General features: G+C 72.0%; 22 protein-coding genes and 1 tRNA gene. 17 read left to right on the top strand and 6 right to left on the bottom strand.

What is annotated here, in order from left to right:
* Positions 1-49: 49 nt before the first annotated feature.
* Positions 50-334 carry a hypothetical protein gene (locus ACWD4A_RS07820; protein WP_451190705.1) on the top strand — a complete coding sequence of 95 codons (285 nt, stop codon included), beginning with the start codon at positions 50-52 and terminating at the stop codon, positions 332-334.
* Between the two features lie 135 nt (positions 335-469).
* Positions 470-1,096 carry a TetR/AcrR family transcriptional regulator gene (locus ACWD4A_RS07815; RefSeq protein ID WP_451190702.1) on the top strand — a complete coding sequence of 209 codons (627 nt, stop codon included), beginning with the start codon at positions 470-472 and terminating at the stop codon, positions 1,094-1,096.
* 234 nt (positions 1,097-1,330) lie between these two features.
* On the opposite strand, the gene ACWD4A_RS07810 is transcribed toward ACWD4A_RS07815, so the two are convergent.
* The 4 genes from ACWD4A_RS07810 to ACWD4A_RS07795 all read right to left on the bottom strand — a co-directional run bounded on the left by ACWD4A_RS07810 (position 1,331) and on the right by ACWD4A_RS07795 (position 5,770).
* Positions 1,331-2,767 carry a S28 family serine protease gene (locus ACWD4A_RS07810; protein ID WP_451190698.1) on the bottom strand — a complete coding sequence of 479 codons (1,437 nt, stop codon included), beginning with the start codon at positions 2,765-2,767 and terminating at the stop codon, positions 1,331-1,333.
* A gap of 143 nt (positions 2,768-2,910) precedes the next feature.
* Entirely contained in the window at positions 2,911-3,822 is a 912-nt protein-coding gene (locus ACWD4A_RS07805) for an acyl-CoA thioesterase (protein WP_451190696.1), read from the bottom strand.
* A gap of 46 nt (positions 3,823-3,868) precedes the next feature.
* Positions 3,869-5,026, bottom strand: a complete 1,158-nt coding sequence (locus ACWD4A_RS07800; protein ID WP_451190693.1) for an acyl-CoA dehydrogenase family protein — start codon at positions 5,024-5,026, stop codon at positions 3,869-3,871.
* A gap of 120 nt (positions 5,027-5,146) precedes the next feature.
* The gene (locus tag ACWD4A_RS07795) at positions 5,147-5,770 is read right to left on the bottom strand and encodes an SACE_7040 family transcriptional regulator (protein WP_451190690.1); all 624 of its coding nucleotides are present in this window, start codon (positions 5,768-5,770) and stop codon (positions 5,147-5,149) included.
* A gap of 88 nt (positions 5,771-5,858) precedes the next feature.
* Between ACWD4A_RS07795 and ACWD4A_RS07790 the strand changes: the two genes are divergently transcribed.
* From ACWD4A_RS07790 to glmS, 7 genes are all read left to right on the top strand, one after another.
* A complete protein-coding gene (locus ACWD4A_RS07790; RefSeq protein WP_451190688.1) occupies positions 5,859-7,490 on the top strand; it encodes a carboxyl transferase domain-containing protein in 1,632 nt (543 codons plus the stop codon).
* Between the two features lie 8 nt (positions 7,491-7,498).
* Complete coding sequence (locus ACWD4A_RS07785) at positions 7,499-9,628, top strand: ATP-binding protein (protein WP_451190685.1); 2,130 nt, start codon at positions 7,499-7,501, stop codon at positions 9,626-9,628.
* Complete coding sequence (locus tag ACWD4A_RS07780; RefSeq protein WP_451190683.1) at positions 9,625-10,563, top strand: hydroxymethylglutaryl-CoA lyase; 939 nt, start codon at positions 9,625-9,627, stop codon at positions 10,561-10,563. The genes ACWD4A_RS07785 and ACWD4A_RS07780 overlap by 4 nt, the downstream gene beginning before the upstream one ends.
* A 9-nt stretch (positions 10,564-10,572) precedes the next feature.
* Positions 10,573-11,727: an acyl-CoA dehydrogenase family protein gene (locus ACWD4A_RS07775; protein ID WP_451190926.1), complete on the top strand. Its 1,155-nt coding sequence runs from the start codon at positions 10,573-10,575 to the stop codon at positions 11,725-11,727.
* A gap of 42 nt (positions 11,728-11,769) precedes the next feature.
* Positions 11,770-12,648 (top strand): DUF4429 domain-containing protein, encoded by an 879-nt coding sequence (locus ACWD4A_RS07770; protein WP_451190681.1) that lies wholly within the window; start codon positions 11,770-11,772, stop codon positions 12,646-12,648.
* Between the two features lie 170 nt (positions 12,649-12,818).
* Entirely contained in the window at positions 12,819-13,094 is a 276-nt protein-coding gene (locus tag ACWD4A_RS07765; protein ID WP_451190679.1) for a hypothetical protein, read from the top strand.
* A gap of 58 nt (positions 13,095-13,152) precedes the next feature.
* Positions 13,153-14,973, top strand: a complete 1,821-nt coding sequence (gene glmS, locus ACWD4A_RS07760) for a glutamine--fructose-6-phosphate transaminase (isomerizing) (protein WP_451190676.1) — start codon at positions 13,153-13,155, stop codon at positions 14,971-14,973.
* 354 nt (positions 14,974-15,327) lie between these two features.
* Here the strand turns inward: glmS and ACWD4A_RS07755 are convergent, their stop codons facing one another.
* Positions 15,328-15,849 (bottom strand): universal stress protein, encoded by a 522-nt coding sequence (locus tag ACWD4A_RS07755; RefSeq protein ID WP_058044349.1) that lies wholly within the window; start codon positions 15,847-15,849, stop codon positions 15,328-15,330.
* A gap of 423 nt (positions 15,850-16,272) precedes the next feature.
* Here ACWD4A_RS07755 and ACWD4A_RS07750 point away from each other — a divergent pair, with 423 nt between their 5' ends.
* The 8 genes from ACWD4A_RS07750 to ACWD4A_RS07715 all read left to right on the top strand — a co-directional run bounded on the left by ACWD4A_RS07750 (position 16,273) and on the right by ACWD4A_RS07715 (position 24,027).
* Positions 16,273-16,680 carry a hypothetical protein gene (locus ACWD4A_RS07750; protein WP_451190673.1) on the top strand — a complete coding sequence of 136 codons (408 nt, stop codon included), beginning with the start codon at positions 16,273-16,275 and terminating at the stop codon, positions 16,678-16,680.
* A gap of 368 nt (positions 16,681-17,048) precedes the next feature.
* A complete protein-coding gene (locus tag ACWD4A_RS07745; protein ID WP_451190670.1) occupies positions 17,049-18,383 on the top strand; it encodes a helix-turn-helix domain-containing protein in 1,335 nt (444 codons plus the stop codon).
* 5 nt (positions 18,384-18,388) lie between these two features.
* Positions 18,389-18,988, top strand: a complete 600-nt coding sequence (gene orn, locus ACWD4A_RS07740) for an oligoribonuclease (protein ID WP_451190668.1) — start codon at positions 18,389-18,391, stop codon at positions 18,986-18,988.
* 114 nt (positions 18,989-19,102) lie between these two features.
* Positions 19,103-19,175: transfer RNA gene (locus tag ACWD4A_RS07735), tRNA-His, on the top strand.
* A gap of 253 nt (positions 19,176-19,428) precedes the next feature.
* Positions 19,429-20,757 (top strand): ABC transporter substrate-binding protein, encoded by a 1,329-nt coding sequence (locus ACWD4A_RS07730; RefSeq protein WP_451190667.1) that lies wholly within the window; start codon positions 19,429-19,431, stop codon positions 20,755-20,757.
* On the top strand, positions 20,754-21,740 hold the full coding sequence (locus ACWD4A_RS07725) for a carbohydrate ABC transporter permease (RefSeq protein WP_451190665.1): 987 nt from the start codon (positions 20,754-20,756) through the stop codon (positions 21,738-21,740). The genes ACWD4A_RS07730 and ACWD4A_RS07725 overlap by 4 nt, the downstream gene beginning before the upstream one ends.
* A 9-nt stretch (positions 21,741-21,749) precedes the next feature.
* Positions 21,750-22,598 carry a carbohydrate ABC transporter permease gene (locus ACWD4A_RS07720; RefSeq protein ID WP_451190663.1) on the top strand — a complete coding sequence of 283 codons (849 nt, stop codon included), beginning with the start codon at positions 21,750-21,752 and terminating at the stop codon, positions 22,596-22,598.
* A gap of 46 nt (positions 22,599-22,644) precedes the next feature.
* Positions 22,645-24,027: a GH1 family beta-glucosidase gene (locus ACWD4A_RS07715; RefSeq protein ID WP_451190661.1), complete on the top strand. Its 1,383-nt coding sequence runs from the start codon at positions 22,645-22,647 to the stop codon at positions 24,025-24,027.
* Positions 24,028-24,065: 38 nt separating this feature from the next.
* On the opposite strand, the gene ACWD4A_RS07710 is transcribed toward ACWD4A_RS07715, so the two are convergent.
* Positions 24,066-24,932, bottom strand: a complete 867-nt coding sequence (locus ACWD4A_RS07710; protein ID WP_451190659.1) for a spermidine synthase — start codon at positions 24,930-24,932, stop codon at positions 24,066-24,068.
* Between the last annotated feature and the right edge of the window lie 166 nt (positions 24,933-25,098).

Genomic DNA, 25,098 nt, shown 5'->3' with positions numbered 1-25,098 from the left:
GCGGGCCGCTCCGCCGACGGGATTCCCACTCTTTCAATAATCTCGATGCGTGACCGAGAACCCGTACGGCATCGGCGAGGGGCCGGCGACCAGAGTGAGTCTGTCGCTCCCGGAAGGCACAGCGGAAGCCATCAGGCGCCGCGTGGGCGAGCGCGAGTTCTCCTCGTTCATCACGGCGGCGGTCGAGCGCGAACTGCGCGGCCGGACCCTGGATGAGTATCTGGCCGACTACGAACGCCGCAAGGGCCCGGTGTCGGAGCAGGAGCGGGCGGGAGCGCGACGGGTCTTCGACGAGGTGCTCGCGGAGCAGGGCGAGCGGCCCGCCGCAAGCTGACCCACGAGGGCACCCTGGTTCTCGACTGCGAAGCGCCGGGCCGCTCCGGTGTCGGCCTTGGAGCCGTCCTTCAGGCGCTCCGAGGACCGACCGCCCCGAACCGTATGATCGCCCCTGGCGAGAGGGCGGCTGGACATGGCGGTGGAGGACACCAAGGAACGGCTGATCGGCGCGGCCGGGGTCGTGCTGAGGGAGCAGGGGTACGGGAAGTCCAGTGCGCGGACGATCGCCAAGGAGGCCGGGGTCAATTCCGCGCTGGTCTTCTATCACTTCGGGGGCGTCGATCCGCTGCTGTTCGCCGCGCTGGACCGGTCGTCCGAGGAGCGGATGGCGGTGCTGTCCGAGGCCGTCGCGGACTGCCGCACGCTGGAGGATCTGGTCGAGGCCGGTACGCGGGTGTACCGGCACGACGTCGAGGCCGGTCATCTGACGCTGTTCTCCGAGCTGGTGGCGGCGGCCGTGGCCAAGCCGGAGCTGCGCGAGGAGATCAAGGTACGGGCGGAGCCGTGGATCGCGTTCGTCGAGGAGGCCCTGGAGCGGGTCATCGGGGGGACGCCGCTGGCCCGGCTGACGCCGCCGCGTGATCTGGCCAACGCGGCGATCACGTTCTATCTGGGCGTCAATCTGTTCACGGTGCTGGACTCCGACCGCTCGCGCACGGAGTCGGTGTTCGCGATGGCGCGGCGGCTGGCCCCGCGCGCGCGGCTCCTGACCCGGCGGCTGCCGGCCCGGCTCGGTGGCAAGCGGCGCGCGCACAGCTGACGCGCTCCCCGTGCGGAACCGCTCGGCGGCGCCGCCCGTCCAAGGGGCGTGCTGTCCGGCCCACCGCGGTGCGGTGTCGGCGTGGGCCGCCGGGCGCGTGGCCGACCCTCCCTCTCCGCCGCCCGCGGCCGACAGCGCACCGCCGCCGGCGCACCCCCCTTCACGGCGCCGGCGGTGGCCGCCCCGCACCGGGTGCGGGACGGCCACACGAGGGCTACGGCCTGCTACGACCTGTTACGGCCGCAGGCTGTACTGCCGTTCGACCGCCGGGCGGTCGAGCTTCGCGTCGTACGGGGCGAGCGGCTTGGCGTTCGAGACGTCCTTCTGGACGGCCTTGGGGGCGACGCCCGCCCACTGGAGGACCTCGGCGGTGGCCGTCGCCCGCTCGTCGGCGACGAGCTGGGCGATGTTCGAGCCGTGGTTGCCGCCGGGCGCGTAGAAGCGGTGGTCGTGCCGCTGCTCCGCGTGCCGTCCGACGCTGAACGGCTTACCGCTCCACGGGTCGTTCTGTCCGTAGACGAAGAGCATCCGCTCGCTGTCGTTGCGGACCCAGCGGTCTATGTCGGCCATCGCGCCGGGGTGGAACTTCATCGGGATGTCGCGCGGCACGTACGCCCGCGGGGTGTTGATCCCGGGGTACCGCAGCAGCCCCTTGAGCTGCGGCGTGTGCACGACGGGCGAGCCGAGCTCGGTGCCCGCCTGGTAGTAGTACGGGGTGAACTTCTCCAGGCCCTGGTCGGTGTAGCTGTCGAAGCCCGAGACGGTGTCGATGAACTTGTACAGGTCGTCGGTGGAGGCGTCGGTCGCGGGCACGGTCGCGCACTCGCTCTGCAGGTGGTACTGCCAGAACGACCACACCAGGTCGAGGGCCACGTTCTCGTACGCCTTGTCGGCGTCGCCGATGACCTTGAACGTCTTGCCGTTGGCGTCGGCCCACTTCTGGTAGCGGGCGACGATCTCGTCGCGGCGGACGAGCGCCTGCCGCTGCACGGAGTCGAGCTGCTTGCGGCACGCCTGGTCGCCGACGTTCGCGAAGAACCGGTCGTACGCCGAGCCCTGGCCGTTGCTGGTGTCGTTGGGCGCGACGTAGGCGACGGTGCCGTTCATGTCGTCCGGGTAGAAGCGGCGGTAGTACGTCGCCGTCATGCCGCCCTTGCTGCCGCCGGTGGCCAGCCAGTTCTTGCGGTAGACCGGCTTGAGCGCCTGGAACAGGCGGTGCTGGTCGGCGGCGGCCTGCCGGATGTCGAGCTTGGACCAGTCGGCGGGCTGCGGCCGCGACGGGGTGAAGAAGCGGTACTCCATCGACACCTGGTTGCCGTCGACGATCCGGGTGGGCTCGCTGCGGCCGGGGTTGGTGTTGACGTTGTACCCGGAGGTGAAGAAGACGGTCGGGCGTTCCGTCGACTTGTGCAGCAGGGTGAAGCGCTGCTTGAACGTGCCCTTGTCCGGGCGCCGGTGGTCGACCGGCTGATCGTACGTCAGGACGAGGTAGCGGTAGCCGTCGTACGGCTTCTCCTCGACGAAGTTCATCCCCGGGATGTCGAGGATGCGTTGCTTGATGTCCGGCTCGGTCGTGGTCGCGGCAGCGGCCGTCCCGGCGGTGGCGGCGCCGACGCCGAAGGTGCCCATGAGCACCACCAGCGCCAGCAGCCATCTGAATGCCTTGCGCATTCGCCCTCCCCTTGGGTTCGCATAAGTCGCGGCGAACCTACCGGGGCGACAAGGGGCGCACCAGCCCCTGCGCCTTGAGCTCGCCCCGGCCCATGAGGACAGCGAGGACCGTGTCGAAGTCCCGGCTCCCGGAGCCGAGTCCCTCACCCCCGGGGAACCCGCACGACCCCCTCCTGGATCACCGATACCGCCAGCTCCCCCGTGCGCGTGAAGATACGGCCGCGGGCCAGGCCCCGGCCGCCCTGGGACGTCGGGCTCTCCTGGTCGTAGAGGAGCCAGTCGTCCGCGCGGAAGGGGCGGTGGAACCACATCGCGTGGTCGAGGCTCGCGCCGACGACGTCGCCGACCGCCCAGCCGCCGCGGCCGTGGGCGAGGAGGACGGAGTCGAGAAGGGTCATGTCGGAGACGTAGGTGGCGAGGCCGATGTGGAGGAGGGGATCGCCCCAGAGGGCGTCGGGGGGCGGGGCGTCGTCCAGTTTGCCGTTGGTCCGGAACCAAACCTGCGACTTCGGTTCACGGGGCGCGGTCACGTCGCCGTACGGGGGCTCGTCGACGTAGCGGAGGTCGACGGCCGCGCGGGCGTCGAGGAGCCGGTCCAGCACCCGCGGGTCGGCGAAGCGGTGGGCGACGCGGGGCAGCATCTCGGCGGCGGTGGGCAGGGTGAGGGGGTCCGGTGCGGACGGCATCGGCTCCTGGTGCTCCAGGCCCTCCTCGTGCGTCTGGAAGGACGCGGAGAGATGGAAGATGGGGTGCCCGTGCTGCACGGCGACGACGCGGCGGGTGGTGAAGGACCGGCCGTCTCGGATGCGGTCCACCGTGTAGACGATGGGGACTTCGGGGTCGCCGGTGCGCAGGAAGTAGGAGTGCAGGGAGTGCGGGATGCGGTCGCCGGGGACGGTGCGCCCCGCGGCGACCAGGGCCTGGGCGGCGACCTGGCCGCCGAAGACGCGCGGCACCAGCGTGTGGCGGCTCACGCCGCGGAAGATGTCCTCCTCGATCCGCTCCAGGTCGAGGACGCTGAGCAGATCGTCGAGGGGTGTAAGGGGCTCGTTCATGGTGTGTGGGCCTTACCGTGTGGGCCTTACCGGTCCGCCGGGCCCGTCACAGGCCCATGGACTTGGCGATGATGGAGCGCATGACCTCGCTCGTCCCGCCGTAGATCCGGGTGACGCGGGTATCCGCGTAGAGGCGGGCGATCGGGTACTCCATCATGTAGCCGTAGCCGCCGTGCAGTTGGAGGCACTTGTCGATGACGACGGCGGCGCGCTCGGTGGTGAAGAGCTTCGCGGAGGCGGCGTCGGCGGCGGTGAGCTCGCCCGCGTCGTGCGCGTCCAGGGCGCGGTCCACGACCGCCTGCATGGCGTCGACCTCGGCCTTGCAGTCGGCCAGCACGAACTTGGTGTTCTGGAAGGCCGCGACGGACTGTCCGAAGACGGTGCGGTCCTTCACATACGCCTTGGCGAACTCGACGGCCGCGGCGGACTGGGCGTACGCGCCGACGGCGATGGAGAGGCGCTCCTGCGGCAGGTTGTGCCCGAGGTAGCCGAACGCCTTGCCCTCCTCGCCGAGGAGGTCCTCGACGGGCACCTTGACGTCGGTGAAGGAGAGTTCGGCGGTGTCGGAGGCGTGCAGCCCGAGCTTCTCCAGCTTGCGGCCGACCGCGTAGCCCTCGGAGGCGGTGTCGACGGCGAGGATGGAGATGCCGGCGCGCCGGTCCTCGGGGGTGGGCGGTGCGGTGCGGGCGCAGACGAGGACGCGGTCGGCGTGGACGCCGCCGGTGATGAACGTCTTCGCGCCGTTGAGGACGTAGTGCGTGCCGTCCTCGGAGAGCCTGGCGGTGGTCTTCATGCCGGCCAGGTCGGAGCCGGTGCCCGGCTCGGTCATGGCGATGGCGGTCATCATGTCGCCGGAGACGAAGGGCGGCAGCCAGCGCCGCTTCTGCTCCTCGGTGGCGTACTTGAGGAGGTACGGGAGGCACAGGGCGGCGTGCACGCTGCTGCCGCCGAAGCTGACGCCCGCGCGGGCGCACTCCTCGGTGATGACGGCCTGGAACTTGAAGCTGTGCTCACCGGCGCCGCCGTACTCCTCGGGCACCTCGATGCCGAAGACGCCGAGTTCGCCGAGCTTCTTGTAGAACTCGCGCGGCGCGGCACCGGCTTCCCGCCACTCGTCGTAGAACGGCGTGACCTCCGCGGCGATGAAGTCGCGCATCGTCCCGCGGAACGCCTCGTGGTCCTCGTTGTACACAGTCCGACGCATCGGCCGTCTCCTCGTCCACTCGCCCGAACCCACGCCTAAGCGCTTGCTCAGGGCGCAAGTTACCCGCCGGTCAAGAGAATTGTCCAGAGTCGGACGACCTCGGACTTCGGACCTCGGCCCTCAGACCTCGGGCCCGGCCGAGAGGGCCGCGAGGGCGCCGAGCGCGAGGCGGCGGAGGAGGGCCGCGGTGGCGGCGCGGCCGGGGAGGGCGCCGGGGCGGCCGAGGTGGGGCGTGGAGTTGAGCAGGCCGAAGACGGCGTGGACGGCGGCGCGCGCCTCGGCGGCCGGGGCGTCCGGGTGCAGCGCGCGGACGACGTCGACCCACAGCTCGACGTACTGCCGCTGGAGGGAGCGCACCTGCTTGCGGTCGGTGTCGCGCAGCTGCCCCAGTTCGCGGTCGTGGAGGGTGATCAGCGCGCGGTCGTCGAGGGCGAAGTCGATGTGGCCGTCGATGAGGGAGTCGAGGACGGCGGCCGGTCCGCCGGCGGCGGCCGTGGCCTCGGCGACCCGCTTGCGGCCGCCGTCGAGGAGCCGCTCGCTGATGCCCACGAGCAGCTCGGAGAGCATCGCGTCCTTGCCCGCGAAGTGGCGGTAGAGGCCGGGTCCGCTGATGCCGACGGCGGCCCCTATCTCGTCCACGCCGACGCCGTGGAAGCCGCGCTCCGCGAAGAGCCGGGCGGCCTCCTCCAGGATCTGCTCGCGACGGGAGGGGGCGGCGTGCGTACGGGTGGCTGCGCTGTTCACGGAATCAATTCTAGACAGCGGCGTTAGCCGCCGTTAACCTGAAGGAAGTGTGTTAACGCTCATTAACCGAGCAAGGGAGCTCGAGCACATGCAGCAGGCACCGGTGCTGGGGAGCACCGCCGACCCCTCGTCCGATCCCTGGCGGGCCAACGAGGCCGCCCATCGCGAGCTGGCGGCGGGGCTGCGGGAGCGGCTGGCCGCGGCGCGGCTGGGCGGCGGCGAGCGGGCCAGGGCGCGGCACACCGCGCGCGGCAAGCTGCTGCCGCGCGACCGGGTCGACGCCCTGCTGGACCCGGGCTCGCCGTTCCTGGAGATCGCGCCGCTGGCGGCCGAGGGGATGTACGGCGGGGCCGCCCCGGCCGCGGGTGTGATCGCGGGCATCGGGCGGGTGTCCGGCCGCGAGACGGTGATCGTCGCCAACGACGCCACGGTCAAGGGCGGCACGTACTACCCGATGACGGTGAAGAAGCACCTGCGCGCGCAGGAGATCGCGCTGGAGAACCGGCTGCCCTGCCTGTATCTGGTGGATTCCGGCGGCGCGTTCCTGCCCATGCAGGACGAGGTGTTCCCGGACCGCGAGCACTTCGGCCGGATCTTCTACAACCAGGCGCGGATGTCCGGTGCGGGCATCCCGCAGATCGCCGCGGTCCTGGGCTCGTGCACGGCCGGCGGGGCGTACGTCCCGGCGATGAGCGACGAGGCGGTCATCGTGCGCGGCCAGGGCACGATCTTCCTGGGCGGCCCGCCGCTGGTGAAGGCCGCGACGGGCGAGGTCGTCACGGCGGAGGAGCTGGGCGGCGGCGAGGTGCACTCCAAGGTCTCCGGCGTCACCGACCACCTCGCCGAGGACGACGCGCACGCGCTGCGGATCGTGCGGACGATCGTGTCCACGCTGCCGGAGCGCGGGGCCCTGCCGTGGCCGGTGGAGCCGGTCGAGGAGCCCGAGGCCGACCCGGCGGGGCTGTACGGGGCGGTGCCGGTGGACTCCCGCACGCCGTACGACGTCCGCGAGGTCATCGCGCGCGTGGTGGACGGTTCGCGGTTCGCCGAGTTCAAGGCGGAGTTCGGGCAGACGCTGGTGACCGGCTTCGCCCGGATCCACGGCCACCCGGTGGGCATCGTCGCCAACAACGGCATCCTCTTCTCGGAGTCGGCGCAGAAGGGCGCGCACTTCATCGAGCTGTGCGACCAGCGCGGCATCCCCCTGGTCTTCCTGCAGAACATCTCGGGCTTCATGGTCGGCAGGCAGTACGAGGCGGGCGGCATCGCCAAGCACGGCGCGAAGATGGTGACGGCGGTCGCCTGCACGCGCGTCCCCAAGCTGACGGTCGTCGTCGGCGGCTCCTACGGCGCGGGCAACTACTCGATGTGCGGGCGCGCCTATTCGCCGCGCTTCCTGTGGATGTGGCCCAACGCCAAGATCTCGGTGATGGGCGGCGAGCAGGCCGCGTCCGTCCTCGCGACGGTCAAGCGCGACCAGCTGGAGGGGCGCGGCGAGGAGTGGAGCGCGGAGGAGGAGGCCGCGTTCCGGGCGCCGATCCGCGAGCAGTACGAGACGCAGGGCAGCGCCTACTACGCCACCGCGCGGCTGTGGGACGACGGGGTCATCGACCCGCTGGAGACGCGCACGGTGCTCGGTCTCGCGCTCACCGCGTGCGCGAACGCGCCCCTGCCGGAGAAGGACCCCGCGGCGCCCGGCTACGGCGTCTTCCGGATGTGAGGCGGAGCATGTTCGAAACTGTCCTGGTCGCCAACCGAGGCGAGATCGCCGTCCGTGTCATCCGCACGCTGCGGGAGCTGGGCATCCGGTCGGTCGCCGTGTTCAGCGACGCCGACGCGGACGCGCGGCACGTGCGCGAGGCCGACACGGCCGTACGGATCGGTCCGGCGGCGGCCGCCGAGAGCTATTTGTCGATCGAGCGCCTGCTGGCGGCCGCCGGGCGCACGGGCGCGCAGGCCGTCCACCCCGGCTACGGCTTCCTCGCGGAGAACGCGGCCTTCGCCCGCGCCTGCGAGGCCGCCGGGCTCGCGTTCATCGGCCCGCCCGCGCGGGCGATCGAGCTGATGGGCGACAAGATCCGTGCCAAGGAGACGGTGCGGGCGGCGGGCGTGCCGGTGGTGCCGGGTTCGTCGGGCAGCGGCCTGACGGACGCCGAACTGACGGCGGCCGCGCTGGAGATCGGGATGCCCGTACTGCTGAAGCCCTCCGCGGGCGGCGGCGGCAAGGGCATGCGGCTCGTCCGCGACGCGGCGCTGCTGGGCGAGGAGATCGCGGCCGCCCGGCGCGAGGCGCGCGGCTCGTTCGGTGACGACACGCTGCTCGTCGAGCGGTGGATCGACCGCCCCCGCCACATCGAGATCCAGGTGCTGGCGGACGGCCACGGCAACGTCGTCCACCTGGGCGAGCGCGAGTGCTCCCTCCAGCGCCGCCACCAGAAGATCGTCGAGGAGGCGCCGTCCCCGCTGCTGGACGGGGCCACGCGCGCGGCGATGGGCGAGGCGGCGGTGCAGGCCGCCCGCTCGTGCGGCTACGCGGGCGCGGGCACGGTGGAGTTCATCGTGCCGGGCGACGACCCCGCCTCGTACTACTTCATGGAGATGAACACGCGTCTCCAGGTCGAGCACCCCGTCACCGAGCTGATCACCGGTCTCGACCTGGTGGAGTGGCAGGTGCGGGTCGCCTCCGGCGAGGCCCTGGCGCTCGCCCAGGAGGACGTGACGCTCACGGGCCACGCCGTGGAGGCCCGCATCTGCGCCGAGACCGCGCGCCCGAACGGCGACCGGGTCGACTTCCTGCCCTCGGCGGGCACGGTGCGGCTGCTGCGCGAGCCGGCGGGCGAGGGCGTCCGCGTGGACTCCGGCCTCTCCGAGGGCACGGAGGTCGGCACCTCGTACGACCCGATGCTGGCCAAGGTCATCGCGTACGGTCCGGACCGCGCGACGGCACTGCGGCGGCTGCGGGCCGCTCTCGCGGAGACGGTGGTGCTGGGCGTCGACACCAACGCGGGGTTCCTCCGGAGGCTGCTGGCGCACCCCGATGTGGTGTCGGGGGCGCTGGACACGGGGCTGGTGGACCGGGCCTCGGCGGGGCTCGTGACGTCGTCCGTCCCGGACGAGGTGTACGCGGCGGGCGCGCTGCTGCGGCAGGCGGCCCTGGAGCCGGGGAGCCCCGTCGCCGGGGGCTCTGCCCCGGCCCCGCGCCTTCCCCCCGCCGCGCCCGGGAGGCAGGCCCCCCGGCCCCCCGCGTGGGTGGACCCGTTCTCCGTCCCGACGGGCTGGCGCCTCGGCGGCGAACCGGCGTGGACGCCGCACCACTTCCGCGCACCGGGCCAGGACCCGGTCACGGTCCGGGTGCGCACCACGGGGACGGCGACGGACATCGCCCTGGACGGCGCGCGACTGCCTGCGGGCCCGGAGGCCCCGGCACCGTCCGCGCCCGGAAGCGCACCCGCACGCGTCGTCCGCCTGGACGCCCACACCCTCACCGTCGAACTCGCCGGTCTCACCCACCGCTTCACCCACGCTCCCTCCCCGGAGGGGACGTGGCTCGGCCGCGACGGCGACACCTGGTTCATACGGGATCACGATCCCGTACAGGCACGCGGCAGCGCGAGCGCGGCCGGCGTGGACACCCTGACCGCCCCCATGCCCGGCACCGTCACCGTCGTGAAGGCGGCCGTCGGGGACGAGGTCCGCGCCGGGCAGAGCCTGCTCGTCGTGGAGGCGATGAAGATGGAGCACGTCATCTCCGCCCCGCACGACGGCACGGTCACCGAGCTGGACGTGACGGCCGGGGCCACCGTCGCCATGGACCAGGTGCTGGCCGTGGTCACCCCGGCCGCCGGGGAGGAGTCATGATCGACGGACTGCCCATGACCGTGCCGGAGCCGGGCCTCCCGGCGCGGGTGCGGATTCACGAAGTGGGCCCGCGCGACGGCCTGCAGAACGAGAAGACGGTCGTGCCGACGGAGGTGAAGGCGGAGTTCATCCGCCGTCTCGCCGCCGCCGGGCTCGGCACCGTCGAGGCGACGAGCTTCGTGCACCCCAAGTGGGTGCCCCAACTGGCCGACGCCGAGCGGCTGATGCCGATGCTCGACGGCGTCCCGGCCCGGCTGCCCGTCCTGGTGCCGAACGCGCGCGGCCTGGACCGCGCCCTGGCCCTGGGCGTACGGGAGATCGCCGTCTTCGGCAGCGCCACCGAGTCGTTCGCGAAGGCCAACCTCAACCGTACGGTGGACGAGTCGCTGGAGATGTTCGCGCCGGTGGTGGCCACGGCGCGCGAGGCGGGCGTCCGGGTGCGCGGCTATCTGTCCATGTGCTTCGGCGATCCCTGGGAAGGGGCCGTGCCCGTCGAGCAGGTGGTGCGGGTCGCCGGCCGCCTGCTGGACCTCGGCTGTGACGAGCTGAGCCTGGGCGACACGATCGGCGTGGCCACACCGGGCCACGTCACCGCGCTGCTGACCGGCCTCCACGGCGCGGGCGTGCCGGTGGACCGGCTCGCCGTGCACTTCCACGACACCTACGGCCAGGCACTGTCCAACACCCTCGCCGCGCTCCGGCTCGGCGTGACCACCGTCGACGCCTCCGCCGGCGGCCTCGGCGGCTGCCCGTACGCCAGGAGCGCGACGGGCAACCTCGCCACCGAAGACCTCCTCTGGATGCTCAACGGCCTCGGGATCGACACCGGGGTCGACATCGGCCTGCTCACCGCCACGAGCGTGTGGATGGCCGACCGGCTGGGGCGGCCCAGCCCGTCCCGTACAGTCCGCGCCCTTTCCCGTCAGGAGCCCTGAGTCATGCCGCTGGACCACCGCCTCACCCCCGAGCACGAGGAACTCCGCCGTACCGTCGAGGAGTTCGCACACGACGTGGTCGCCCCGAAGATCGGCGACTTCTACGAGCGCCACGAGTTCCCGTACGAGATCGTGCGGGAGATGGGCCGCATGGGCCTGTTCGGACTGCCGTTCCCGGAGGAGTACGGCGGGATGGGCGGTGACTACCTGGCGCTCGGGCTGGCCCTGGAGGAGCTGGCCCGGGTGGACTCCTCGGTGGCGATCACCCTGGAGGCCGGGGTCTCGCTGGGCGCGATGCCCGTCTTCCGGTTCGGCACGGAGGAGCAGAAGCGGGAGTGGCTGCCCAAGCTGTGCTCCGGCGAGATGCTGGGCGCGTTCGGGCTGACGGAGCCGGGCGCGGGCTCGGACGCGGGCGGCACCCGCACCACGGCGCGGCTGGACGAGGCCACGGGCGAGTGGGTGATCAACGGCACCAAGTGCTTCATCACCAACTCGGGCACGGACATCACGGGCCTGGTCACCGTCACCGCCGTGACCGGCCGCACGGCCGACGGCAAGCCGCTGATCTCGTCGATCATCGTGCCGTCCGGGACGCCCGGCTTCACGGTCGCGGCCCCGTACTCCAAGGTGGGCTGGAACGCCTCGGACACCCGCGAGCTGTCGTTCTCCGACGTCCGGGTGCCGAAGGCGAACCTGCTGGGCGAGGAGGGGCGCGGCTACGCCCAGTTCCTGCGGATACTGGACGAGGGCCGGGTCGCGATCTCGGCGCTGGCGACGGGCCTGGCGCAGGGCTGTGTGGACGAGTCCGTGAAGTACGCCAAGGAACGCGAGGCGTTCGGCCGGCCGATCGGCTCGAACCAGGCGATCCAGTTCAAGCTGGCCGACATGGAGATGCGGGCGCACACGGCCCGGCTCGCCTGGCGGGACGCCGCGTCGCGGCTGGTGCACGGCGAGCCGTTCAAGAAGGAGGCGGCGCTCGCGAAGCTGTACTCCTCGGAGATCGCGGTGACCAACGCCCGCGAGGCCACCCAGATCCACGGCGGCTACGGCTTCATGAACGAGTACCCGGTGGCCCGCATGTGGCGGGACTCCAAGATCCTGGAGATCGGCGAGGGCACCAGCGAGGTCCAGCGGATGCTGATCGCCCGCGAACTGGGCTTCTGATCCGCCCTTTGACGGGTCGTCGGCCCTGCGAGAATCGGATGCATGGCTGAGATCTTCCAGAAGGACGGTACGTGGACGTTCGACGGCGCCACGATACGGATCGTGCCGGGCCGGGAGCGTGGAGTGCACCCGGCCCGGCAGACCCTGGGTGAGCTGGCCGTCCCGCTGGCGGCGACGGCCGCGGTCTCCTTCGAGCCGGGCCGCAAGGGCGGGCGGCTCCGGCTGCGGCTGCGCGACGGGGCGGACCCGCTGCTCCAGGTCGCGCGCGGGCAGCTGCCGGACGGCGCGGACCCGTACCAGCTGGCCGTGGAGCCCGCCCAGGCGGGCGTCGCGGAGTACTTCGTGGACGAGGTCCGTACGGCGCTGCTCCTGGAGCAGGTGCCGTCCGGGCCCGCCGACCGCTATCTGCTGCCCGGCCCGGCCGTGCCGCTGTCGGTGACCGCCGGGGACGGCACGGTGACCTTCGACGGCGAGCGGATCAGCCTGGAGTGGAACTGGAAGACCGAGGACGACAAGAAGTCCGCGGGCCGCCAGTCGCTGCCGCTGTCGGAGATCGGCTCCGTGGAGTGGCAGCCCTCCATCGGCCTGGAGAACGGCTACCTCCGCTTCCTCCACCCCGGCCAGACGGCGCGGACGCCCCCGAAGCACGACCCGCACGCGATCGAGTTCTACGGCTTCAAGAAGGACCCGCTGCTGGCCCTGGTCGCGGCGGCGGTCACGGCCCGGCTGCCGCACCCCTCCGCTCCACGGGACGCGCCTGCGGCGCCCGCCCTGACCAAGGGCGAGGTGGCGGGCGAGCCGATGCCCGACCACGACGCGCTGCTGCGTCGCCTGCGCGAGCTGGGTGAGCTGTTCCAGGCGGGCGTCCTGACGGAGGACGAGTTCGCGGCGGCGAAACAGGCCGTGATCAAGCGCTTCTGAGCGCCTCATAAGGGGCGCGGGGGACTGTGCGGCCAGCCACACACGGCCCGCGGTCGCGCACCGGGCCCCGGAGGCGTCCGGTAGGCACTTTACCTACCCTTTCCCTTCCGGCCTGCCCGATATCGGGCAGGATTCTTGCGATAGTGCGGCCCACCCCGCACTATCGTCTGGTGCTCGAACGCCGTACTTCCCATGACGACCTGGTCGACCACCTGGTGCGCAGCACGCCGCTACAGCGCGGCGAGGCCGCCCGGGTGGTCCTGGACGTCCTGGCGTACTTCGACGAGACGACCGAGGCGTTCGTCCGCCGCCGCCACCGCGAGCTGCAGTCCGGCGGGCTGCACAACGCGGAGATCTTCGAGCGGATCTCGGCGGAGCTGCCGCATCGCGCGGTGACCCCGCCCGAACTCTCGCTGCGGCAGCTGCGCCGCATCGTCTACGGCTGATCACGGCGGCTCCTGCCGCCGTCGAGCATCACTGATCTTTTGCCTGGGAGGGCCAAACATGTGCGGAATCGTCGGATATATCGGTAAGCGCGATGTCGCCCCGCTGCTGCTGGAGGGCCTCCAGCGCCTGGAGTACCGCGGCTACGACTCCGCCGGTATCGCCCTGCACGCGAGCGGCAAGACCGGTGGCCTGAAGACCGCCAAGGCCAAGGGCCGCGTCCGTGAGCTGGAGGCCCGCCTGCCCAAGCGCTTCAACGGCAGCACCGGCATCGCCCACACCCGCTGGGCCACCCACGGCGCGCCCAACGACGTCAACGCCCACCCGCACGTGGACGCCGACGAGAAGGTCGCCGTCGTCCACAACGGCATCATCGACAACGCCGCCGACCTGCGCACCCGGCTGACCGCCGAGGGCATCGTCTTCCTCTCCGACACCGACACCGAGGTCCTCGCGCACCTCATCGCCCGCTCCCAGGCCGGGACCCTGGAGGAGAAGGTCCGCGAGGCGCTGCGGCACATCGAGGGCACGTACGGCATCGCCGTGCTGCACGCCGACTTCCCGGACCGGATCGTCGTCGCCCGCAACGGCTCCCCCGTCGTGCTGGGCATAGGCGAGAAGGAGATGTTCGTCTCCTCCGACGTCGCCGCCCTGGTCAGCCACACCCGCCAGGTCGTCACCCTCGACGACGGCGAGATGGCCACCCTCAAGGCCGACGAGTACCGCACGTACACCACCGAGGGCTCCGCCACCTCCGCCCAGCCGACCACCGTGGAGTGGGAGGCCGAGTCGTACGACATGGGCGGCCACGACACGTACATGCACAAGGAGATCCACGAGCAGGCCGACGCCGTGGACCGCGCGCTGCGCGGCCGCATCGACGACCGCTTCTCCACCGTGCACCTGGGCGGCCTCAACCTCGACGCCCGGGACGCGCGCGCCGTGCGCCGGGTGAAGATCCTGGGCTGCGGCACCTCGTACCACGCGGGCCAGATCGGCGCCCAGATGATCGAGGAGCTGGCGCGCATCCCCTCCGACGCCGAGCCCGCCTCCGAGTTCCGCTACCGCAACCCGGTCGTGGACCCCGACACCCTCTACATCGCGGTGTCCCAGTCCGGTGAGACCTACGACGTCCTCGCGGCCGTCCAGGAGCTCAAGCGCAAGGGCGCCCGCGTGCTGGGCCTGGTGAACGTGGTCGGCTCCGCGATCGCCCGCGAGACCGACGGCGGCATCTACGTCCACGCCGGCCCCGAGGTCTGCGTCGTCTCCACCAAGTGCTTCACCAACATGGTGGTCTCCTTCGGCCTGCTCGCCCTGCACCTGGGCCGCATCCGCGACCTGTCCGTCGCCGACGGCAAGCGGATCATCGAGGGCCTGCGCAAGCTGCCCGCCCAGATCGCGGAGATCCTCGGCAACGAGGCGGAGATCGAGAAGCTGGCCGCCGAGTACGCGGACGCCAAGTCGATGATGTTCATCGGCCGGGTGCGCGGCTACCCCGTCGCCCGTGAGGCCTCGCTGAAGCTCAAGGAGGTCTCGTACATCCACGCCGAGGCCTACCCCGCCTCCGAGCTCAAGCACGGTCCGCTGGCGCTGATCGAGCCCGCGATGCCGACCGTCGCGATCGTGCCGGACGACGAGCTGCTGGAGAAGAACCGCGCCGCCCTGGAGGAGATCAAGGCCCGCAGCGGCCGTATCCTCGCCGTCGCGCACCAGGTCCAGGAGAAGGCCGACCACACGATCGTGGTGCCGAAGAACGAGGACGAGCTCGACCCGATCCTGATGGGCATCCCGCTCCAGCTGCTCGCCTACTACACGGCGAAGGCCATGGGCCGCGACATCGACAAGCCGCGCAACCTGGCGAAGTCCGTCACCGTCGAGTAGTCCCCCGGGCCCCTTGGACTCGGTCCTGCCGCACCTGTCCTGCGGCGGGTCCGGCCCGTCGCCGCCTGTCCCGCGACGGGTCCGGAACAGCCCTCCCCGCACGTGCCACCCGGCGCGCGGGGAGGGCTGTTCCTTTTGCCGGCGTTGCCCTCCCGCCGACGGTGCCGCCACCGGCTCCGGGAACCGTCACCTCCCGTCCGGCAGCACGCCACGCGTCGGTTCCTACCCGCCCCGGGGCGCCCTCCACCCGCTACGCGCGGGTAGATTCACCGGCCGTCAACGCGAGGGACGACGGGATCGCCCGTACGGGGACGGAAGTTGACATGCTCTCGGGAGCGGCCACGGGACGACGTCCTAGGGGATGACGACGACCGGCCGCTGCGCGCGCCGCGCCAGCCGCCCCGCCACCGAGCCGAAGATCCGGCCGACCAGGCCGTGCGTGGACCCGACGACGATCGCGTCCGCCGCGTACTCCCGGCCGACCTCCTCCAGCTCGTGGCAGATGTCGCCGCCGCGCTCGACGAGGATCCACGGCACCTCGGACAGGTGGTCCGCACAGGCCAGTTCGAGCCCGAGGACCTCCGTGCGGTGATCCGGCACGTCCACGAAGACCGGCGGCTCACAGCCCGCCCAGACGGTCGTCGGCAGCCGGTTGGCCACATGGACGATGATCAGGCCCGAGCCGGAGCGCCGGGCCATCCCGATTGCATACGCAAGCGCGCGCTCGCTGGACGTGGAACCGTCGAAGCCCACCACGACACCGTGCTGGAACGCCGGATCGCAGGAATGGCGTGTTTCTTCCGCCGCTTCGGGGTGCGCCGCGTGATCGGCGACCCGCTTGCGGTCCGCGGGTTCGGAGAATTCGTGACCGGCCATCGGAGTCTCGGCGAAGGATGTCCTCGTGCGGAGGGATCAGCGGTGGACTGGTTGCAGTTGTCGGGGGAGGAACGCGGCGAGTGCCGGGAAAGGTGCCGCCCGGAGCGTCCCGAGGGACGGGTGGACGAGAAATCCGTCCGGGATTCATCTTTTCAAGCACTTACCTTCCAGGGTACGGCGACACCCGTCGCCTGCCCAGAGGCCGCCCGGCGGGGCGACCCGCTCCTGGCGGGGCGGGGACGCCGCCCCCGGACCCGGGGAACCGGGGCACGGCGGGCGTTCCCCGGAGCATGCACGAGGGCGGCCCGTAGCGCAATGCCCCCGCCGTAACGCGGCGGTACTCCTGATGCGCGCGGCGCAGTGACCCAGGCGCCCGGCCCGGCGTTGTACCACCGTCAGCCGCCGCCAGCAGGGAGCCGCTCCGTGCCCGGAACCCGTGATCACACCCGCGCCGACGACCCCGGGACCGACTCCCCCGATCCGGTGAGCGATGTGGTCCGCTGGGCGGCGTTCAGCTGCGCGCTGGTCCCCGTGGTCCTGCTGATGTGCGGTCAGTCCTTCGGCGGGGCCGCGGGCACCGCGGCCGGTCTGGTGGCCCTCACCTGTGCCTGCAAGGCCCTGTTGCGCCGGTCCGAGCGCAGCGCCGCCCGGGTGGCCACGGGCGTCCGGCCGGGCGCGCCACTGGCGGAGTCCTCTCTTCCGCATCGCGGCAGGCATGGCCGGACGGGGGTCGGCAGCCACCGCGGCGGCCGTCACCAGGGCCCGGCCGCGCCGGGCGCCGGACCGGGCGCCGCCCGGGGTGATACGCCGGGTAGTACGCCCGGTGAATGACGCCTTCGGACAAATGCACCCGTTGGTTTTCGGCCAACTTCAGGCCGGACCCCCCACCTTGGCCTGAGCAGCCCCCAACAGCCGGTCGACCAGCAAGGAAAGGACCGCCGAGGGCGGTTGCACCCTACGGGTATTGGGCATGGGCGAGAGGCGTACTTTTCACCGAGCCCTGCAAGTGCAACGCTTCGTGATCGAACGCTTCGCGCCAAGTTGTCATGTCGACATAGAGCCGGGTGACGAACTGGTCACCGCGACTACATGCGACGCAGTAGATTCGATCTTGGCCATGACCGGCGGGGGAACCGTTCAGGACCGAGGGGAAACGTGCAGGACCGAGAGGACTCGACCGCCGAGGGGGGCTTAGCGCCATGAGCCAGGACTCCACGACCGCACCGGAGACCACGCGCAAGCTCTCCGGACGCCGCCGCCGGGAGATCGTCGCCGTACTGCTTTTCAGCGGCGGCCCTATCTTCGAAAGCTCCATTCCGCTCTCAGTGTTCGGGATCGACCGACAGGACGCTGGGGTGCCCCGCTACCGCTTGCTGGTATGCGCGGGCGAAGATGTGCCATTGCGAACAACCGGCGGCCTGGAATTGACCGCACCGTACGGCCTGGAGGCGCTCTCCCGGGCCGGCACCGTCGTCGTACCGGCCTGGCGGTCGATCACCCAACCGCCGCCCGCCGCCGCACTCGACGCACTGCGCCGTGCCCATGAAGAGGGTGCCCGCATCGTGGGGCTGTGCACCGGGGCCTTCGTACTGGCCGCCGCGGGCCTGCTCGACGGCAGGCCCGCCACCACCCATTGGATGTACGCGCCCACGCTCGCGAAACGCTATCCGTCGGTCCATGTGGACCCCCGGGAGCTCTTCGTGGACGACGGCGACGTACTGACTTCCGCGGGCACCGCGGCAGGCATCGACCTGTGCCTGCACATCGTCCGTACCGATCACGGCGCCGACGCGGCGGGGGCACTGGCCCGCCGTCTCGTCGTACCGCCCCGCCGCAGTGGCGGACAGGAGCGCTATCTCGACCGGTCTTTACCGGAGGAGATCGGCGCCGACCCGCTCGCCGAGGTCGTCGCCTGGGCGCTGGAGCACCTCCACGAGCAGTTCGACGTGGAGACCCTGGCGGCCCGCGCCTATATGAGCCGTCGGACCTTCGACCGGCGGTTCCGCTCGCTCACCGGGAGCGCCCCGCTGCAGTGGCTGATCACCCAGCGGGTGCTCCAGGCGCAGCGGCTCCTGGAGACCTCGGACTACTCCGTGGACGAGGTCGCCGGGCGCTGCGGCTTCCGCTCGCCGGTGGCACTGAGAGGCCACTTCCGCAGGCAGCTGGGGTCCTCCCCGGCGGCCTACCGGGCCGCGTACCGCGCGCGCCGGCCGCAGAACGGCCCGGTCGACCGCGCCGAGCGGGGCGAGCGGCCCGACCGGCCGGAGCGCTCCGACCGGTTCGACCGGCCGGAGCTCGGCGAGCAGCGGAGCGGGGAGCCGTCGTCGGTGATGGCGATGCGGCGGACGGCGCTCGCGGGCGCCCATGCCGTAGCCGGTTCGATCTTGCCCACCCAACCGTCACATGGTGGACATATCGGCCATCCCTCTTCACATGGCGGGCCGCTGGGGGGCGGTGGTCCGGATCCGGGCAAGCCGGAGTCCGACCTCTACACCCCACGCCTGCCCGGCCAGCGGGAACGCCCCGTAGGGTGAGACGCATGAACGATCGCATGGTGTGGATCGACTGCGAGATGACCGGGCTCTCGCTGTCGAACGACGCGCTCATCGAGGTGGCCGCCCTGGTCACCGACTCTGAGCTGAACATCCTCGGCGACGGCGTGGACATCGTCGTCCGCCCGCCCGCCGAGGCCCTGACCACCATGCCCGAGGTGGTGCGCCAGATGCACACGGCCTCCGGGCTGCTCGCGGAGCTGGACAACGGCACGACGCTCGAGGACGCGGAGCGCCAGGTGCTGGAGTACGTCCGCGCGCACGTCCCGGAGCCGGGCAAGGCCCCGCTGTGCGGGAACTCGGTCGGCACCGACCGCGGTTTCCTCTCGCGGGACATGCCGACGCTGGAGAGCCACCTGCACTACCGGATCGTCGATGTGTCGTCGGTGAAGGAGCTGGCCCGCCGCTGGTATCCGCGGGCCTACTTCAGCAGCCCCAAGAAGAGCGGCAATCACCGGGCACTCGCGGACATCCGCGAGTCGATCGCCGAGCTCCGCTACTACCGCGAGGCGATCTTCGTGCCCCAGCCCGGCCCGGACTCGGACACCGCGAAGACCATCGCGGCCCGCCACGTGCTGCCCGCTTAGGGCAGAGTGACGCAGCTCGCTCCCGGGACGGGTGCCACCTGGGAGCGAGCACCCCCGAAGACCCTGTACACTTTTTCTCAGCCGGTGGGAATCGCAAGAAAAACACCGGACATGGTGGGTATAGCTCAGCTGGCAGAGCACCTGGTTGTGGTCCAGGATGTCGCGGGTTCAAGTCCCGTTACTCACCCTGATCGAGGGCCCCGATCCGCGAAAGCGGATCGGGGCCCTCGGCGTTTCCGGCTGCTCGCCCTGGCCCGCGTCTGTAGCCCCTAGGAGTGAGCCGGGGGGCGGGCAGGGAGAGTTCGGCGCCCGTGAGGGGGAAGGCTCAGGTGTCGCGGCGGACCGTGCCGCGCCGTGGCATCTGACGGAAGGTCGTGACCGATGGCCCGGGACCCGGTGGAACGCCAGCGCGCCCGTGAAGGATCCGGCCCCGGGAAACCGTGAGCGCCCCGGCGGCCGGCCCGCGCCGGCCCGGGTGGGCGGCGGTCGCGCTCGCCACCGCCGCCGCGCTCGCCGTGGCCCTCCTCGGCAGCTGCGCAAGGGACGACGACGGCGAGGACACCGGCGGGCGAGGACACCGGACCACCGTCAGCGTCGGCACCTTCGGGGTCTTCGGCTACCGGCAGGCCGGGCTCTACGAGGAGTACGAGAAGCTGCACCCGGAGGTCACGATCAAGGAAAGCGTGATCGAGCGGAACGACACCTACTACCCGCAACTGCTGACGCACCTCGCGGCGGGCAGCGGCCTCGCCGACATCCAGGCCGTGGAGGTGGGCAACATCCACGACGTGGCCACCACCCAGGCCGACCGCTTCGAGGACCTCTCCCGGGCCGGGGGCGTCCGCAGGACCGACTGGCTGGACTGGAAGTGGGCCCAGGCCACGGCCGCCGGCGGCAGGACGGTCGGCCTCGGCACGGACATCGGGCCGATCGCCGTCTGCTACCGGAAGGACCTCTTCCAGAAGGCCGGGCTGCCCACGGACCGGGACCGCGTCGGCGCGCTGTGGGCCGGCGACTGGCGGAAGTACCTCGACGTCGGCGGGGCGTACCGGCGGAACGCGCCGCCCGGCACGGTGTTCACCGACTCCGCGGCCGGGATCTACAACGCGTCCATCCACGGGTACGCGGAGCGCTACTACGACCGGCGCGGCCGGGCCGTCTACCGGAAGAGCCCGGCGGTCAGGGCCTCGTGGCAACTGGCCGTGCGGGCGGCGCGGGAGGGACTGACGGCCCGGCTCAAACAGTTCGAGAAGCCCTGGGACCAGGCGTTCGCCAACGGCCGCTTCGCCACGGTCGCCTGTCCCCCGTGGATGCTCGGCTACATCAAGGAGAAGGCGGGCGCCGCGGGCCGGGACAAGTGGGACGTGGCGGCCGCGCCGCGGCCCGCCAACTGGGGCGGCTCCTTCCTCACCGTGCCGAAGGCGGCCCGGCACAAGGCGGCGGCGATCGCGCTGGCCGTCTGGCTGACCGCGCCCGAGCAGCAGGCCAAGCTCTTCGACCGGCAGGCGAGCATCCCCTCGACCCCGGCCTCGTACGCCATGCCGCTGGTCCGGGACGCGCGGAACCCCTACTTCGGGGGCGCGCCCACCGGGCGGATCTTCGCGGAGGCGGCCAGGAACATCCCGACCCTGGTGATCGGACCCAAGGAGCAGCAGATCGGGACGGCCTTCACCGATGTGGCGATCCCCCAGGTCGAACAGCAGGGCAGAGCACCGCGGGCGGCCTGGCGGGCGGCGCAGCGGGAGATCGACAACGCGGTGGACGAATGACGGCCACCGCCGAGGCGCCCCGGGACACCGCGGCCCCGCCGCCCGAGGGCTCGGGGCGGCTGCGGGGGCCGCGGCCCTGGCGCAGCCGCCTCTGCCGCTGGGACGTCCGCTTCAGCCCGTACGCCTTCGTGGCGCCGTTCTTCCTCTTCTTCGCCGCGTTCGGCGTCTTCCCGCTGCTCTACACGGGCTGGGCCTCGCTGCACCGGGTGGACCTGGCGTCGCCGGACCACATGGAGTGGGCGGGGCTGCACAACTACGCCCGGCTGCTGCGCGACGAGTTCTTCTGGAACGCGCTGCGCAACACCTTCACCATCGGGGTGCTGTCCACCGTGCCGCAGTTGCTGATGGCCCTGGGGCTGGCGCACCTGCTGCACTTCCGGCTGCGGGCCGCCTCGTTCTGGCGGGTCGCGCTGCTGACCCCGTACGCCACGTCGGTCGCCGCGGCGACGCTCGTCTTCGTGCTGCTCTACGGGCGGGACTACGGGATGGTCAACTGGGCGCTGGGCGCGGCCGGGGTGGGGCCGGTCGACTGGCAGAGCGGCCGGTGGACCTCGCAGCTGGCGGTGTCCTCGATCGTGATCTGGCGGTGGACGGGCTACAACGCGCTGATCTACCTGGCCGCGATGCAGGCCGTGCCGGACGAGCGGTACGAGTCGGCGGCGCTGGACGGGGCGTCGCGGCGGCAGCAGTTCCGCCATGTGACGGTGCCCGCGCTGCGGCCGACGATCCTCTTCACCGTCGTCGTGTCGACGATCGGGGCGACGCAGCTCTTCGGCGAGCCGCTGCTGTTCGGCGGGGCGGGCGGGCAGAAGGGCGGTGCCGCGCACCAGTTCCAGACGCTGGGGCTGTACCTCTACGAGCAGGGCTGGTTCGACTTCCACCTCGGGCGCGCCTCCGCGGTCGCCTGGACGATGTTCCTGATCCTGCTGCTGATCGGCGCGGTCAACGCGCTGCTCGCCCGGCAGTTGGGGAAGAGCCGGTGAGGGGCTGATGTGACGACCACTTCCACCCGGCGCGCGGGCCGTCAGCTGCACGGCGGGCCGGTGACGTACGCGGTGCTGGCGCTGTTCACCGCGGGCTCGCTGTTCCCCCTGGTGTGGACGGCGGTCGCCGCGTCGCGCGACAACACCCGGCTGGCCAGGACGCCGCCGCCGTTCTGGTTCGGCGGCCGGCTCGCGCGGAACCTGGGGACGGCGTGGACCGACGCCCACATGGGCCTGGCGCTGTGCAACACGGTGCTGGTGGCCGGGACGGTCGCGCTGGGCACGGTGCTCTTCAGCACCGTGGCGGGCTTCGCCTTCGCCAAGCTGCGGTTCCGGTTCAGGAGCGCGCTGCTGTTGCTGACGGTCGGCACGATGATGGTGCCCCCGCAGCTGAGCGTCGTCCCCCTGTTCATGGTCGTCGCCGGGCTGGGCTGGACCGACCAGCTCCAGTCGGTGGTACTGCCCACCCTGGTCAGCGCGTTCGGGGTGTTCTTCATGCGGCAGTACCTCGTGGAGGCGCTGCCCACCGAGCTGATCGAGGCGGCCCGGGTGGACGGCGCGAACAGCCTGCGCGTGGTGTGGCACATCGTGCTGCCCGTGGCGCGGCCCGCGATGGCCGTGCTCGGGATGCTCTCCTTCGTCCAGGCGTGGAACGACTTCTTCTGGCCGATCATCGCGCTGACCCAGGAGAACCCCACCGTGCAGGTGGCGCTCACCGGGCTCGGCCGCGGCTACGTACCCGACCAGGCGGTGGTGATGGCCGGGGCGCTGCTGGGCACCCTGCCGCTGCTGCTCGCCTTCACCCTGTTCGGCAGACAGATCGTCGGCGGCATCATGCAGGGCGCCGTCAAGGGCTGACCGAATCACCGTCCCTCTCCCCCCTCTATCTCCCGGGAGCGCTTCCATGACCGTGAACTTCCCGCCCGGCTTCCTCTGGGGTGCCGCGACCGCCGCGTACCAGATCGAGGGCGCGGCCCAGGAGGACGGCCGCACCCCCTCCATCTGGGACGTCTTCTCCCACACCCCCGGCAGGACCCTGGGCGGCGACACCGGTGACGTGGCCACCGACCACTACCACCGGCGCGCCGAGGACGTCCGCCTGATGGCCGAACTCGGGCTGGGCGCCTACCGGTTCTCCGTCTCCTGGCCGCGCGTGCAGCCCACCGGCCGGGGCCACGCCTCCCAGCGGGGGCTCGACTTCTACCGCGCCCTCGTCGACGACCTCCTCGACCACGGCATCCGGCCGGTGCTGACGCTCTACCACTGGGACCTGCCCCAGGAGCTGGAGACGGCGGGCGGCTGGCCCGAGCGCGGCACCGCGCACCGCTTCGCCGACTACGCCCATCTCGTCGCCGAGGCGCTCGGGGACCGCGTGGAGCTCTGGACGACCCTCAACGAGCCCTGGTGCAGCGCCTTCCTGGGCTACGGCCTGGGGGTGCACGCCCCGGGCCGCACGGACGACCTGGCCACCCTGCGCGCCGCCCACCACCTCAACCTGGCCCACGGCCTCGGCGCCCAGGCGCTGCGCGCGGCCCTGCCCGACTCGGCGAAGGTCTCCGTCACCCTCAACCCGCAGGTGGTCAGAGCCCGTTCGGACACCCCGGGGGACCTGGACGCGCGGCGGCGCGTCGACGCCCTCGGCACCCGTATCTTCACCGAGCCCATGCTCCGGGGTGCATACCCCGAGGATCTCTTCGCCGACACCGCGGGCATCACCGACTGGTCCTTCGTGCACGACGGCGACCTGGGCGTCATCGGGCACCCCCTCGACTCGCTGGGCATCAACTACTACACACCCACAGTGGTATCAGCCACCACTGACAACGCCCCTCCCCGCACCGACCGGCTGCCCTGGCCGGACGCCGGTGTCGTGGCCTTCCACCAGCCGCCCGGGAAGCGGACGGCGATGGACTGGTCCGTCGATCCCACGGGCCTCCACGAGCTGCTGATGCGCTTCAGCCGCGAGTTCCCCGGACTGCCGCTCGTGGTCACCGAGAACGGGGCCGCGTACGACGACAAGCCGGACGGGAGCGGGTCGGTGCACGACCCGGAGCGCATCGCCTATCTGCACGCCCACCTCGACGCCGTCCGGCGGGCCCTCGCCGACGGCGCGGACGTGCGCGGCTACTTCCTCTGGTCGCTGCTCGACAACTTCGAGTGGGCGTACGGCTACAGCAAGCGCTTCGGCGCGGTGTACGTCGACTACGCGACCCAGGCGCGCACACCCAAGTCCAGCGCCCGCTGGTACGCACAGGTGGTGCGGACGGGCCAACTTCCGCCGTACTGACGGGAGCTGAGAGGGAGCTGAAAGGGAGCTGACGGGAGCTATTCGAAGACCGAGGGCGGCGGCGCGGGCGACGGCCTGGCGCTCGCGTCGGTGACGGGGGCCGCTCCCCCGGTGAAGTCGGCGAGCGCCCGGCCGTGTTCGACCCGGCCCTGATGGGGGTCGGTGGCGGCCCGCCGGGTCAGCTCGGCGACGGGCAGCTCGCGGTCGGAGGCCAGCAGGACGGCGTTGCCGAAGCGGCGCCCGCGCAGCACGGCCGGGTCGGCGGTCAGGCACAGCTCGGGGAAGACCGTCCGTACGGTCGCGATCTGCGCCTTGACGTAGGAGAGGGGCGGCCCGTCGGCGAGGTTCGCGGCGTAGAAGCCGCCGGGCCGCAGGGCGCGCCGCACCTCGCCGGTGAACTCGGTGCTGGTGAGGTGGGCGGGGGTGCGGGCGCCGCTGAAGACGTCGGCGATGATCAGGTCCGCCCAGCCGTCGGGCACCTTGGCCAGCCCCTCGCGGGCGTCGCCGCCCCGGACGCGTATCCGCCAGGAGCCGTCCAGGGGCAGTTCCCGGCGGACGAACTGGACGAGCGGCGCGTCGATCTCCACGATCTGCTGGGTGGAGCGGGGGCGGGTCGCGGCCACGTAGCGGGCGAGGGTGAAGGCACCGCCGCCGAGGTGGAGCGCCTGGATCGGCCTGCCGGGCGGCGCGACGAGGTCGGCGATGTGCCCGAGCCGACGCTGGTAGGCGAAGTCCAGATAAGTGGGGTCGTCGAGGTCGACGTGGGACTGCGGCGCGGAGTCGATCAGCAGGGTGAAACCACGGGGGCGGTCGCGGTCGGGCACGATCTCGGCGTGCCCGCCTGCCACGTCCTCCTCGGCCTGCGCCACGGCGCGGGTGCGCCCTTGCCTCTTGCTCTTCGCCATCCGTCCAGTATCCCCCGGGGCGCCGGGGGAAGCCGATGCACGCCTGCGGCCGCGTCCTCAATCTCCCCCAGCTACCGCTGGGAGGTGCCCCCGGACGGAGTCTGGAGGAAGCCCTCGGCCCAGTCGACGAGCTTGCCGGCGTAGGCGGAGTCTGCCCAGATCTGGG

Source organism: Streptomyces sp. NPDC002537, assembly GCF_053594975.1.
This window is presented reverse-complemented; position numbering and strand designations above follow the sequence as displayed.

Excerpts from the sequence above, each read along its gene's own strand:
- ACWD4A_RS07815 (WP_451190702.1), top strand. The coding sequence starts at position 470 with ATGGCGGTGGAGGACACCAAGGAACGGCTGATCGGCGCGGCCGGGGTC.
- ACWD4A_RS07810 (WP_451190698.1), bottom strand. The coding sequence starts at position 2,767 with ATGCGCAAGGCATTCAGATGGCTGCTGGCGCTGGTGGTGCTCATGGGC.
- ACWD4A_RS07805 (WP_451190696.1), bottom strand. The coding sequence starts at position 3,822 with ATGAACGAGCCCCTTACACCCCTCGACGATCTGCTCAGCGTCCTCGAC.
- ACWD4A_RS07800 (WP_451190693.1), bottom strand. The coding sequence starts at position 5,026 with ATGCGTCGGACTGTGTACAACGAGGACCACGAGGCGTTCCGCGGGACG.
- ACWD4A_RS07790 (WP_451190688.1), top strand. The coding sequence starts at position 5,859 with ATGCAGCAGGCACCGGTGCTGGGGAGCACCGCCGACCCCTCGTCCGAT.
- ACWD4A_RS07785 (WP_451190685.1), top strand. The coding sequence starts at position 7,499 with ATGTTCGAAACTGTCCTGGTCGCCAACCGAGGCGAGATCGCCGTCCGT.
- ACWD4A_RS07780 (WP_451190683.1), top strand. The coding sequence starts at position 9,625 with ATGATCGACGGACTGCCCATGACCGTGCCGGAGCCGGGCCTCCCGGCG.
- ACWD4A_RS07770 (WP_451190681.1), top strand. The coding sequence starts at position 11,770 with ATGGCTGAGATCTTCCAGAAGGACGGTACGTGGACGTTCGACGGCGCC.
- glmS (WP_451190676.1), top strand. The coding sequence starts at position 13,153 with ATGTGCGGAATCGTCGGATATATCGGTAAGCGCGATGTCGCCCCGCTG.
- ACWD4A_RS07755 (WP_058044349.1), bottom strand. The coding sequence starts at position 15,849 with ATGGCCGGTCACGAATTCTCCGAACCCGCGGACCGCAAGCGGGTCGCC.
- ACWD4A_RS07745 (WP_451190670.1), top strand. The coding sequence starts at position 17,049 with ATGAGCCAGGACTCCACGACCGCACCGGAGACCACGCGCAAGCTCTCC.
- orn (WP_451190668.1), top strand. The coding sequence starts at position 18,389 with ATGAACGATCGCATGGTGTGGATCGACTGCGAGATGACCGGGCTCTCG.
- ACWD4A_RS07725 (WP_451190665.1), top strand. The coding sequence starts at position 20,754 with ATGACGGCCACCGCCGAGGCGCCCCGGGACACCGCGGCCCCGCCGCCC.
- ACWD4A_RS07715 (WP_451190661.1), top strand. The coding sequence starts at position 22,645 with ATGACCGTGAACTTCCCGCCCGGCTTCCTCTGGGGTGCCGCGACCGCC.
- ACWD4A_RS07710 (WP_451190659.1), bottom strand. The coding sequence starts at position 24,932 with ATGGCGAAGAGCAAGAGGCAAGGGCGCACCCGCGCCGTGGCGCAGGCC.